The organism is Enterococcus viikkiensis, assembly GCF_005405345.1.
Classification (GTDB): Bacteria; Bacillota; Bacilli; order Lactobacillales; family Enterococcaceae; genus Enterococcus_A; species Enterococcus_A viikkiensis.
Window position 1 is genome coordinate 1 of sequence record NZ_BJDW01000012.1, and the last position, 12,391, is coordinate 12,391.

The 12,391-nt window shown below is 34.6% G+C and carries 10 protein-coding genes; 8 read left to right on the forward strand and 2 right to left on the reverse strand.

Going from position 1 to position 12,391, the window contains the following annotated elements; all coding sequences use genetic code 11:
* Window positions 1–172: 172 nt before the first annotated feature.
* From FFM67_RS07635 to FFM67_RS07650, 4 genes are all read left to right on the forward strand, one after another.
* Entirely contained in the window at window positions 173–1,168 is a 996-nt protein-coding gene (locus FFM67_RS07635) for a sigma-70 RNA polymerase sigma factor region 4 domain-containing protein (protein ID WP_137613986.1), read from the forward strand.
* 5 nt (window positions 1,169–1,173) lie between these two features.
* Window positions 1,174–1,923: a hypothetical protein gene (locus FFM67_RS07640; protein ID WP_174784470.1), complete on the forward strand. Its 750-nt coding sequence runs from the start codon at window positions 1,174–1,176 to the stop codon at window positions 1,921–1,923.
* Between the two features lie 197 nt (window positions 1,924–2,120).
* Window positions 2,121–3,283, forward strand: a protein-coding gene (locus tag FFM67_RS07645) for an IS3 family transposase (protein ID WP_137613987.1) whose coding sequence is annotated in 2 segments (ribosomal slippage) — window positions 2,121–2,397 and window positions 2,397–3,283 — 1,164 coding nt in all. Because the reading frame shifts where the segments join, the coding sequence is not laid out codon by codon here.
* Window positions 3,284–3,441: 158 nt separating this feature from the next.
* Window positions 3,442–3,657, forward strand: a complete 216-nt coding sequence (locus tag FFM67_RS07650; protein ID WP_033918655.1) for a hypothetical protein — start codon at window positions 3,442–3,444, stop codon at window positions 3,655–3,657.
* Between the two features lie 383 nt (window positions 3,658–4,040).
* Here the strand turns inward: FFM67_RS07650 and FFM67_RS07655 are convergent, their stop codons facing one another.
* Both FFM67_RS07655 and FFM67_RS07660 read right to left on the reverse strand, forming a co-directional pair.
* Window positions 4,041–5,228 (reverse strand): tyrosine-type recombinase/integrase, encoded by a 1,188-nt coding sequence (locus FFM67_RS07655; RefSeq protein WP_137613988.1) that lies wholly within the window; start codon window positions 5,226–5,228, stop codon window positions 4,041–4,043.
* A 47-nt stretch (window positions 5,229–5,275) separates the two neighbouring features.
* A complete protein-coding gene (locus FFM67_RS07660; protein ID WP_003128904.1) occupies window positions 5,276–5,566 on the reverse strand; it encodes a helix-turn-helix domain-containing protein in 291 nt (96 codons plus the stop codon).
* Between the two features lie 218 nt (window positions 5,567–5,784).
* On the opposite strand from FFM67_RS07660, the gene FFM67_RS07665 reads away from it, so the two are divergent.
* From FFM67_RS07665 to FFM67_RS07680, 4 genes are all read left to right on the forward strand, one after another.
* On the forward strand, window positions 5,785–6,597 hold the full coding sequence (locus tag FFM67_RS07665; RefSeq protein WP_137613989.1) for a helix-turn-helix domain-containing protein: 813 nt from the start codon (window positions 5,785–5,787) through the stop codon (window positions 6,595–6,597).
* Window positions 6,598–6,788: 191 nt separating this feature from the next.
* The gene (locus FFM67_RS07670; RefSeq protein WP_137613990.1) at window positions 6,789–7,865 is read left to right on the forward strand and encodes a DNA cytosine methyltransferase; all 1,077 of its coding nucleotides are present in this window, start codon (window positions 6,789–6,791) and stop codon (window positions 7,863–7,865) included.
* A complete protein-coding gene (locus FFM67_RS07675; protein WP_137613991.1) occupies window positions 7,866–9,710 on the forward strand; it encodes an ATP-dependent nuclease in 1,845 nt (614 codons plus the stop codon).
* 525 nt (window positions 9,711–10,235) lie between these two features.
* Complete coding sequence (locus FFM67_RS07680) at window positions 10,236–11,303, forward strand: Fic family protein (protein ID WP_174784471.1); 1,068 nt, start codon at window positions 10,236–10,238, stop codon at window positions 11,301–11,303.
* Window positions 11,304–12,391: the final 1,088 nt, after the last annotated feature.

Below are 12,391 nucleotides of genomic sequence, written 5' to 3' on the forward strand. Positions count from 1 at the left end.
CTTTGGTCAGAACTATTTTGAGTGTAGCACAAATGGCTTTTTTAGTTGTCTAGCTTAATTTTACAATCGGCGTTATTATAAAATTAACAGACACGAATTATCAAAACGGTTGTAAATTATCAAATGCGGTGATAAAATTTGCTTATCATGATAAAACGGTAGGTGAGTTAGATTGAACGAAAAAAAAATCTATAAAGTATTTGAAAAGATTGCATTGCCAGTTCAACTAAAAAATGTAGTTGTTAATTTGCCTATAGCTTTTGAGTATCGATATGATTATCTAGAAATGACGATTTTAAATGAAAACAAACGATTTGTATTAGTTAAAGAAAAAAGGACAGGGTCGATTGAATCATTTATAAACCAGGCGGATAAAATAGGTGAAATTATCGGACAAAAGATTATTTTAGTATTTACGGAGATACCTGAAAAAACTAGAACATTATTGTTAAAAGCTCGAATTCCTTTTGTGGATTATAAGGGGAATTTGTTTATCCCGGATCTTGGAATGTCCCTTAAGAGAATTCAAAATATAGAGCTAGGCTTAAAAGATAAATTATCTCCTAGTGAACAAGCAGTACTTATAAGTATTTTACTTAGAACAGGAAAAGGATTTACACCAAATGAAATAAGTGAAATAACCGGCGTGTCTATTCCGACCGTCTATCGAGGTTTAAAAAAATTTAGTTCGTTTAAATGGATTGAATCAGAATATGGAAGTTATTCGTTCTTACTTTCCAAAAATGACGTTTTTGAAAAAGCTGCTTCTTTTTTTACAAACCCTAAAAAGCAAAGTGTATATTTGAAGCACAAAGATATTAATCAATTAAGTGAAATAGAGACAACCAATACTAGGTTAAAAGTTGCTGGACTACCGGCATTGAGTAGAATATCAAATTTAGCAAATACCGAGGAAGTATATGCCACTTCACTAAAAGTGTTTAAGGAGTCAATTGAAGATTCAATAATGAGTAACAAGGAAGTATTTGAAGTGAATATTGGTAATAGGGTTGAACTAGAATTATGGAGTTATTCCCCATTTTCCCTTAGTAATGATCGATTCGTTGATCCAATATCGTTGTATTTTAGCCTTAAAGATAGCGATGATCCAAGGATTGAGATGGAACTGGATGAACTACTTTACAAAATAAAACAAAGTTTGGAGTAATTGAGATGCCGTTAAATAGTAATGAAAACTTTCTAGAAGCCTTTAAAGATTATTCGGATCGTTATGTGATAATTGGTGGTACCGCTACATCACTTGTTTTACATCAAAATGGATTGAATAGTCGTTCGACAAAAGATTATGACTTAGTGGTTATCGAAGAAAAGAAGGATTGGTTGTTTTATCAGGCATTTGTTGACTTTATTTATGCGGGTGGGTACACACCAAATAAAATGGATGAGAAGGGAAAACTATATCGCTTTAAAACAGATAATCCAGATTATCCAGCAATTATAGAGCTATTTTGTGTAACGCCAAATTGGTTCAGTAGTACATTAAGAACTGCTCCGGTACATTTTGATGAGGATATGAGTTTATCTGCACTATTACTTGATGAAGATTATTATGATCTTCTCGTAAAAGGAAAAATTATTGTAGATGGTTATTCAGTGCTGGATAGTAAATATCTTATTGTGTTTAAAGCAAAAGCCTGGTTGGACTTAACTAAAAAACGTGAACAGGGAACCATGCGAGTGGATAGTAGAAACATCAAAAAGCATTTAAACGATATAGCAAGACTATTAGGTTCTTTGAAAAATCTCGATTCGTTGCCCCTTAATGAACGTGTGCAAGAAGACATGCTGGAGTTCTTAGATGAATTACAGACACGAATAAATGAAATTCCTCAAAATGAGGATATTCCTTTTGATAAAACGCAGACATACGAGATGTTAACTGTATTGTTGCAATCTAAATAATAATCCCACCCTCAAAGGATTTATTATAGCTTTAATTACTTTAAACTACTATGTAATCAAAAAGGAGTAATTTTATACAGAAAAAATTGATATGAAGTCGATTTGTATCAGCATTTTATTAGTGGATAGGCTACAATTAACTAGACAGAAAAATTAAGGTGTGTAGACTAGAAGAAAACATACCAGGAGGAATTTTTATGTCTAAGAGAACACGAAGAACTTTTTCACAAGAATTCAAGCAACAAATCGTCAATCTTTACTTAGCTGGAAAGCCACGTGTAGAAATCATTCGAGAATATGAACTAACGGCTTCAGCATTTGACAAATGGGTAAAGCAATCTAAAACGAGTGGTTCATTCAAAGAAAAAGATAATCTTACGCCTGAACAAAAAGAATTGTTAGAACTACGTAAAAGAAACCAGCAATTAGAAATGGAAAATGATATTTTAAAGCAAGCAGCGCTGATATGCGGACGAAGAGACAAGTAATCGATGCGAATAAGCATCTTTACCCTATATCAGCGATGTGCAGAATATTAGGTCTATCACGTCAGTCCTATTATTATCAATCAAAACCAAAGAAAGACGAATCAGAACTTGAAGAAGTAGTCGCTGAAGAATTTATCCGCAGCCGAAAGGCCTACGGCTCAAGAAAAATAAAAAAAGCCTTATCAAAACGAGGCATTCGGATCAGCCGACGAAAAATTAGTAGAATCATGAAAAATAGAGGATTAAAATCGAGCTATACTGTTGCTTATTTTAAAGTACATCATTCTACTTGCAATGAAGCCAAAACGACAAACGTATTGAATCGTAAATTCTTAAGAGACAACCCATTAGAAGCGATCGTAACAGACTTGACTTATGTACGAGTCGGGAAAAAATGGAATTATGTCTGTTTCATTTTGGATCTGTTCAATCGAGAAATTCTCGGCTATTCTTGTGGAGAACATAAAGATGCCGTTCTAGTAAAAAAAGCATTTAGCCGTATCAAACAACCTCTGACAGAGGTTGAGATTTTTCATACTGATCGTGGAAAAGAGTTTGATAACCAAGCTATTGATGAATTATTAACAACTTTTGACATCAATCGATCATTGAGTCATAAAGGCTGTCCTTTTGATAATGCCGTAGCTGAATCAACTTATAAGTCGTTGAAAGTAGAATTTGTCTATCAATACACATTTGAAACCTTACAACAATTGGATTTGGAGTTATTTGACTATGTCAATTGGTGGAACCACCTTCGGTTGCACGGTACACTTGGCTACGAGACACCGGTTGGTTACCGTAACCAGAGATTGGCGCAGCGAATCCTTGATAATGAGCTCGGATGTGCTAACGCTAGCGAGGCAGTCTAACTTTAACTGTTAGCTCCTGCTGAAGATCGTCACATCCGAGGAGGCTCATTGTCAAGGACAATCGGAATAGCATACGGAAAGAAGTTCTGCACCTTATAAAATTTGTCAAAAAAACTGTTGCCATTCCATAGTAAGCAACCTCTAAGGAGTCGTAGGGTATGAATGATGACGAACATTATATAAAATACACCACGAAAATTGAGCGAGAAAAACTTCGAGATACTGCTTTGGCATACTCAGCATTAGATGCAGCAATGCCTTCCGAAGATACGATGAAATTAGTAGAAGAATATGTAGATGGAAATATTGAAATTATTGAGATATTAAAAATAGTCATTGAGAAATATCGCTCGTCTGAATTTGAACGCGAATGAGATATGATGTTGTTCACGGTGACAGTAGATATTCCTAGGTACGATATGTCAAATATAAATAATTGTTGATTTGTTATTTATGTTGAGTAGTCTTGTTCTGGTTTGCGTATTTTTTTGATGTACGTTTTGATGTGCGAGTTGCTTGAAATCAGTTGAAATTGATTGATATAAAGATTTTTAAAAAATCTATAAAACCCTTTAGATTAAACGATAAACAATCAATTTGTGTTATTTATAAGCAAAACCAGGTCTTAAGAAAGCACGTAAAGCATCTCAATTCTCAAAACGTTAATCGTTGTTATACCAACGATTTCAAGCACTTTCCATTCATTTGGAAGGTGCTTTTTTTATTTTGGTTACTAGTTTGGTTACGACTATTTTTCTCAACTTGTTTTTTGCCGGTAATCCTCCAAGTGCTTGACGGTTTCTTTCTGAACTTCTGGATTTACATGTCCGTAAACATTTCGCGTAATCTCAGATGTTTCCGCATGACCGACTAGAGATTTTACAATTAAATCATCCACACCATTGTTTAAAAGGTCACTGACAAAAGTATGTCGCAACCCGTGTGGTGTTATTTTGGAAAAGCCAAATTTCTTTGAAAGGGCATCAAGTTTATTGTTAAGGTAATCTGGATGCAAAGGTTGATTCAGTTCTCCCTTTTGAGTAGTATAGGTGAAAATAAATTGATCATCAGTTGGAAAAATATTGACTTGTTGAAGTTCATTAAATTGAACCTTTTTCCATTTTGCCAATAAATCAATGACGGAATCTGCTACTGGAATCGTTCGAAAACGATAGGAGTTTTTCATTCCTTTTACACGTTCGTATTTTCCGGTAGCTTTATTTTTCACCAATTTATGCATGAGGGAAATCGTCTTATTTTTGAAATCAATATCTGACCAGACCAAGGGATAAATTTCTCCTTTGGCTGCTCCTAATTGATAAACCAAAGAAAGTAACGTAAAGTCTCGCATCCCATATTCTTGTTTCATTAAAGTTAGCACTTGTTGGATGAGTTCCTTAGAATAGTACTTTTGCTGACGTTTTTCTTCCTTTTTGTTCTTTAGGTCTGCATTTACAGGCATCTCCAACAAATCATAGGGATTCTTTTGGATATAGCCTTTCACTAGGGCATAGCGTAATACTTGTTTGGTGTAGGAGACACAGTGTTTATAGTTAGCATAAGGTTTAATGCCTTTTTCCTCATTGCCAAATGCCCACAAAATTTGAGTATCTTCTAATAGGTCATAGGTAATCTTATTAATCGGAATCTCCCCTAAGTAGGGAAGAATTCTCTTCTCAAAGCAAGTCTTGGTCCGATCTAAAGTAGACTGCTCATGATGTTGTGTAACTGTGTATTTCTTATCCCACCACATTTGGTAAGCCTCTTTGAATGTATAAGAACCTTTCTTCTTTTTCACTTCTCCTTTCAATTTTTTTAGTTTTGCTTCTGTTTCTAAAATCTCGGCTTCATGTTTGCTGTCCGCATAAGCCACGTATCGAGAAGCATCTGCCCCCATATAAACATTAACTTTATACGAGCCATTTTCCATTAGACTAATTGCCATTTCTATCTTCCTTTCAAAAATGGCATATCAGTATCACTACACACTCATCATACAGCGCCTTGCTGTGCTTTGGAATACTCCCTTAGCCATTTATCGATCTCTTCTCGCTGGAATCGTACAACTCCCCAAAGATGTATCATGGGAAGCCCTGCATCAATCCATTTATCAAGCGTGTTGTTGGCGATACCTAAATACTCACAAGTTTCTTTTTTTGATAAATAGCGATTCTCTAAATGTACGGCTATTCGTGCGTTTCTCACTTCATCTACCATTAAGGTATACATATATTCTCTTAAACTCGTCTCTTGATCAGGCGAAAGTGTAATTTCGACTGCCATTGATTGATCTACCTCCAATCTAGAAGTAAAAAGAAGAAAGGTACTATTCAGTTTTCAAAGGGCGTGCCAAAAGTACTTATAAAAGTACTTTTGTATATCGTACGCCTAATCCAGTAGAATGTCAACAAAATAAAGTTCGAAAATAAGTACTTTTATATTTCGATTATTAAGAAAATTTGATATGATGAAACTAGAAAACTATCGGAGTGATGAGGATTATGAAAGTCGATCAACAAAGAGTAGCAAAAAAAATCCGTGAAATAAGGACGGATTTAGGCTACAGTATGGCTCAGTTTGGTGAGCTAATCAGTAATTCTCCCAAAACCACAGTTAATAATTGGGAGCGAGGGATTAATTTACCTAAAGAAGACAAACTCAAAAAAATCGCCTTATTGGGTAAGACGACTGTAGAAGAGCTATTGTATGGTTCGCCAGAAGAAGTACTGACAAACTTGTTAAAGGATCATTTTCAGTTACAAGTGAATCCAGCATTCTTACAGCAAATGTTGGCGTTCTTAAAACAGCAAAAAGTGGATGTCTATGATGAAATGACGATTATGGAATTTCTGCAAGGAATTATGGATTCAGGTATGTTAGTGGAGAGAAATGATCCGTATCTAACATATTCCAAAGTTGAGGGAACCGAGTCACTTTATACTGCGGCCGCAGCCAATGACCCAGAGGATCCATCGCCACGTTATTATGCCTATGTAGACGTTAAGAACAACCGAGTCCATTTGTTACCCTATACATTTGCGAAGCGACAAAAGTATCTATATCACAATTTACCGGACTTAACGAATCAGGTAACGATTGACTTCTTTACCCGAGCCTTTCCGCTGTTGGGGATTGATTTAGAGAAGTCGAAAATTGTTTATTATGGAATTGAGAAAATGAAGGAATCATTGAATATTGAAGAGTATAGATATAATGATTCTTTTAATATTTACGATTGCTTTAAAACTGAAGTTGACTTATTTGAACAATTCAAAGATGAAGCAAAAAAAATCGCCTTTTTCATTAAGGGATAGATTTAGATAATTTAGCTTTTTAGATAGTAAGTACAATAAGTAAGGATTGTTCGAATAATCTTTCAATGGAAAAAAAAATATCGTAAAATAGGGTCATCTTAATATAGCACAAACTTACAAAAAGTAAGTTTGCGTATTGTAAATAAAATGTATATTATTTTAAGTTGAGATAAAAAAGTGGGATGATTATTGTGGAAAAAATTAAAGCAATTGACTTATTTAGTGGTAGTGGAGGGACAACACAAGGTTTAAAAAAGGCTGGTCTGGAAGTTATTGCTGCGGTAGAAATCGATGAGGTTGCTAATCAGACCTATAGCTATAATAATCCAGAAGTTTTCTTATTCAATAAAGATATCAGAGAAATAAGCGGTAATGACTTTTCTAAATTATACGATTCTAGGCAAGACAAATTATTACTAGTTGCTTGTCCACCTTGTCAAGGATTCTCATCAATTAGACGTGGTGGTGAAGATGATGTTAGAAATGAGCTTGTTTTTGAATACCTAAGATTAATTAATGAAATGAAACCTGATTTTTTACTTATGGAAAATGTTTCAGGAATGACAAGTAAAAAAGGGAAAAAGATTTTTAATGAATTTAAAAAGAATTTGGAAGATGACTATGAGATAATCTATGATGTTTTAAATGCTGCAGACTACGGCGTTCCACAAACTAGGAAACGGTTAGTGTTGCATGGAATAAAAAAATCACTCTTAAAAAAAATGAAAGTTCAAAATGTAAATCTCCCTGTGAAAACACATTCGTACAATGGAAGCGAAGGTCTCCCCTTGTGGAAAAAGGCTGATGTAATTCTAGGATTACCTAATTTGGAGGCTGGAGAAGAATATCAAGGGGACGAATTGGTATATAACCATGTCTCGAATGGACTTTCTGAAAAAAATATGCAAAGAATTAGTATCATCAGAAATGGGAGTGGATCGAGAGACTCTCTTCCAGAGGAGTTAATCCTTGATTGCCATAAAAATAAAGTGGGGCATTCGGACGTCTATGGTATATTGGATATAAGTAAACCAGCAGTTACAATTACTGGAGGATGTATGACCTTTTCAAAAGGCAGATTTGGACATCCCTATGAAAATAGAGCGTTGAGTGCACGTGAAGCAGCTCGATTACAGTCTTTTGATGATAATTATGTTTTTTTTGGAAATAAAGCTCAGCTGGCTAGGCAAATAGGAAATGCTGTACCCGTCAACTTAGCTAAGGCAAGTGGGACGTATTTTATTAATCTATTAGGTGAGGGAAATTGAATGAATGATACTAACTTACAAATGTTGATTGATGACATAACTCAGAAATTTACTGCAGGTATAGATAGTATCTATACACCTTATATTAAAAAAATTAGATTTCCTAGATACAAAGCTTTGATTGCAGATACTGAAATCAATTTTCAATTTCCCCTCACTGTTCTTGTCGGAATAAATGGTAGTAATAAAACTTCTGTTTTACAGGCATTATTTGGTGTCCCTGATCAAAAAAGTGTGGGGACTTATTGGTTTTCCACTGATGTAGATAGGATCACGGATGAGGAAAGACATTGTTTTATTTATTCTTATTATCATATTGGAGCTAAGCGAGATGTAGAAGTACTTAAAACAAGAATAAAAAAAGAGAATAACCCGGATTATTGGGAACCATCTAGGGCGTTAGTCAAATATGGTATGGAAAAGCCCACAAAAACTGAGCTTAAAAATGCGAATAATAATAGTATTAGTAGATGGGACCCTATACGGAAAGATGTAGTTTTTTGTGATTTTAAAGAGTATATTTCAGCATTTGATATGTATTTTTATAATTATGTTTTTGAACCTCAAAAGTCATATAAAACTAGACAGGAATTTATAAGAAATAGATCAAAAAAATTATCTAAAGTAATAGATGAGAATTTAAATTCCTTTACTTGGGCAAAAGTTGAACGAGTTGATACTAATGATGTTTTGCCGGAAGATATCGTCAATAAGATTGGATGGATTTTGGACCAGCAATACGATGAGATTCGAATCGTTTCCCATAAACTTTATGATAAAGGAAATCAAATTCGACCATTAAAAACCATTCTAATGAAAAAGAAAAATTTGAACTACACAGAAGCTTTTGCTGGCAGTGGTGAGTCACGTTTAATAATGTTGGTGAATGATATCATGAGTGCTAATGAGAACTCGTTAATATTGATTGATGAGCCTGAAATCAATTTACACCCCATTGCGATTGTTAGATTTAAGCTCTTTCTATTACAACAAATAAAACTGAAAAATCATCAAATTATATTGACAACACACTCACCATATCTTGTTGATCATTTGCCAAAATGTGCTATAAAAACGTTTCAAAATATTGATGAGGAAATAGCTGTAGCTGAAAATGTGGACTATAAAGATGCCTTTTTAGTATTGGGAAATAAGATTGATGAAAAAAATAAAATTATTGTTGAAGATAAGTTGGCAAAAGCAATTGTTGATTATGGAATTATAAAATCAACAACTAAATCTATGAGAGATATATTTGATGTTCAATATTTACCTGGCGGGGTAGCCAATATTATTAAATATCATATCTATTCCTCAGCATTAAAAAATGAGAAGTCCACTTTTTATGTTTTAGATGGAGATGCCAATAAATTGCTTAATTTGGATGGTTTGATGTTTATTAAGAAAGAATGGGTTGAGGAAGCAAAAATTAATGTGGACAAAATATCTGAATCTGAAAATGAAAATTTGGGGAATATCATCACGGAACTTACTGGCGTTACTATAAAATTTAATCCCAATAGTGGGGAAAATAGTAGAAAAGAAAAATATTTGTTGCAACGGGAATTTCTTAAGTATTGGAATTCTAATGTCTATTTTTTAAACTCTACGACCCCGGAGATGGCTATCCTAGAATCTAATAAAGACATTAATACAGCAGACTTAGAAGACCAAACGGGAAAAACATACTTTAAAGAACTAGCAGAAGAGTGCGTTGGAACTAATGTGAAATCTGATGAGATTCTATTTTGTCAGAAACAAGAATTAAATAACTTAGAAAAAGATTCCTTATTAAGAGTTCATGTTGATAATATACTTAATTTAATTTGGGAAAGAACGAATTAGATGGGAATCTTTAAGCTTTCATTTCAAAGTTAATGTTTAGATCACAAGTCCTAAACATTAACTAGCTATCTAGAAACTTCGATTGGAAAATTTTTGTGAAAGTTTGATCAATTAGTTGGCTTTCGATTATCGGTACCGATTGCAAGGATAGCATCGCTATTCTGCTTGAATGTAAATCAAAAATGACTATGTCCGAGACAATAAGGAATACAAAGCTTAGAACATAAAAAGTGCTAAAAAAATTATTTGGTATAGGTACTAAAATTTTAAAGATATTACTTCTTTTTGTGGCGAATACTTATAATTGATAAGAAATATTACGTATTTTAAATTTGGGTAGTTTCGCTCAATGTGAAATATATACTCAGGCGATAACTCATGAGTAAGTTAGATTTTTAATGTGAAGAACAATTGTGTCTATACTTATATAATGAGTTTTATTTACTATAAGAATTTAGGCTAAGTTCTCCGTTACTATTTGTTTTTCTCCGCCAAATAAGATAAAATGGCGGAGAAAAGAGGTGGATGGCGGTGAAAGAATTTGATTACCGGGAGTTGAATAAGCTCACTCTTAGTCATGATCTGCTGAATATGCTGACCAAAATTCATGAGTATAAGGGGAAGCAAGAACCGTATATTGCCACAAAACCAGAGATTTTAAATAAGCTAACGAATCTCGCTTTGATTCAAAGTACAGAGGCATCTAATAAGATTGAAGGAATTGCGACAACAGATGGCCGCTTGAAGCAAATCGTAGCGGAAAAAGTACAGCCTCGTAATCGGGATGAAGAAGAAATTGCCGGTTATCGAGATGTGTTGAAACTGATTCATGATAGTTACGAGTATATTCGCGTCGTGCCCAACGATATTTTAACGTTACACAAAAATCTATATAATTACTCGGCTAAAAATTACAAAGGTAAGTTCAAAAGTGGCGATAATGTTATTACGGAAAAAGATTTAGATGGTAACGAGCGCGTTCGGTTTGTCCCAGCTCCAGCCTATTTGACACCGGATTTAATTGATGAGCTGTGCTATCAATACAATCAAGCCATTCAGAAAGCTGAGATTGATCCGTTACTGCTGATTCCTTGCTTTGTTTTAGACTTTCTCTCGATTCATCCATTTAGTGATGGGAATGGGCGGATGTCTCGTTTATTGACATTGCTATTGCTGTACAAGTCGGGCTATCTAGTTGGCAAGTACATTAGTATTGAGATGCTGATTGAAGAATCGAAGCAAACTTACTATGAAGCGTTACAGGCAAGCTCTGTGGGCTGGCTGGAAAATGAGCAGGACTACACGCCGTTTGTGCGCTATCTTGTGGGAATTATTTTGCGAGCGTATGAAAATTTTTCAGAACGCTTTGAGATGATTATCAATCGTGAGCTAACACCAGCAGAGCGGGTAGTTGAAGAACTAGAAAAGTCTTTTGAACCTCTGAGTAGAGCTGATCTAGAGAGTTTGTTGCCGGATATTAGCCAGCGAACGATAGAACGTGCTTTAGCTGAGTTACAAACAGAGAATAAGATTCAAAAAGTCGGGCAAGGCCGTGCGACTAAGTATCAGCTAATAAATGAATTCAAATCATAATACTATTCATGGGCCATTAATAGAAGTATAAAATCGGTAGTTTGAGAATCAATGAGGCTAATTGAAAGTTGAATAGCTAAAAAGATCAGTTTGATGCGCTATTTGAAACTCGTTAGAACCAGTGAAAACAAAGTGTGAACTTTTTTAAATTAGTTAACACTTGTCAATAAGTGCCCATTTCCTTGGTATAACAGTGTTTGTACGTAGTTTTTCGATTGTTTTTCGTGTTTTTGTACCCCCCTGTTAGATAGGGGGGGTGAAACAACACTCGCGGGCTAGCGCCCACTCGTGTTCAAGGCGAACTCTTTACGAAGGGGAATTCGCTTGAGGCGAACCCCTCCGCAAAGAGCGCCTAACGTTTGGGGAATTTGTTCTTTTATTATTGACTTTGCTACGCTAAAAAGACTACATGGATTTATCATGCAGTTTCTTCAATGGAAAGATTAAAAGGAGTGTAGTAGATACTGATATGCTCTGAATTTGTTGTAACCAAATTGTCTTACATTCAAAATTGGTTACGAATCGTGGTTACGAGTGCCTAAAATCGACTGAAATCCAGTACAAATCTTGAGGAGAAAATACTGATAAATCAGCATTTTTGATATTCATTGATTTAAAATAACACAATTGAACTGCCAACCAGGTCTTAAAAAAGCCCGTAAAGCTTCTCAATTCTCAAAACGTTAATCGTTGTTATATCAACGATTTTAGACATCCACCATTTGGTGGGTGTCTTTTTTTGTGCGCTTAGGTACGAGATTTTGAATTGGCTGTTCTTGAGACTTAGATCAGATGCTATGAAGTTACAGAGGAGTGGAGATAATTGAAAAGCATAGGATGCCAATTTATGCACATCTATTGCTAATGCTTTACCCGAAACAAATAGTTTGATTTTTGCGGAATATCTGAACGGAAAAGGCGTCATAACGATATTCGACAACGCTGCGTGTTTGAAATATATATTTTGAAACCGTCGTTTTGGGGCAAAGAGATATTAAATAGGGTTTGACTTTATGAAGCTGCAATAAAGAAGGGCGTTTATTGGGGAACAGGAAAAAAGCATGATTGGCGTTAAATATACGGAGTGT

Excerpts from the sequence above, each read along its gene's own strand:
- FFM67_RS07680 (WP_174784471.1), top strand. The coding sequence starts at position 10,236 with ATGGCGGTGAAAGAATTTGATTACCGGGAGTTGAATAAGCTCACTCTT.
- FFM67_RS07640 (WP_174784470.1), top strand. The coding sequence starts at position 1,174 with ATGCCGTTAAATAGTAATGAAAACTTTCTAGAAGCCTTTAAAGATTAT.
- FFM67_RS07650 (WP_033918655.1), top strand. The coding sequence starts at position 3,442 with ATGAATGATGACGAACATTATATAAAATACACCACGAAAATTGAGCGA.
- FFM67_RS07675 (WP_137613991.1), top strand. The coding sequence starts at position 7,866 with ATGAATGATACTAACTTACAAATGTTGATTGATGACATAACTCAGAAA.
- FFM67_RS07665 (WP_137613989.1), top strand. The coding sequence starts at position 5,785 with ATGAAAGTCGATCAACAAAGAGTAGCAAAAAAAATCCGTGAAATAAGG.
- FFM67_RS07660 (WP_003128904.1), bottom strand. The coding sequence starts at position 5,566 with ATGGCAGTCGAAATTACACTTTCGCCTGATCAAGAGACGAGTTTAAGA.
- FFM67_RS07655 (WP_137613988.1), bottom strand. The coding sequence starts at position 5,228 with ATGGCAATTAGTCTAATGGAAAATGGCTCGTATAAAGTTAATGTTTAT.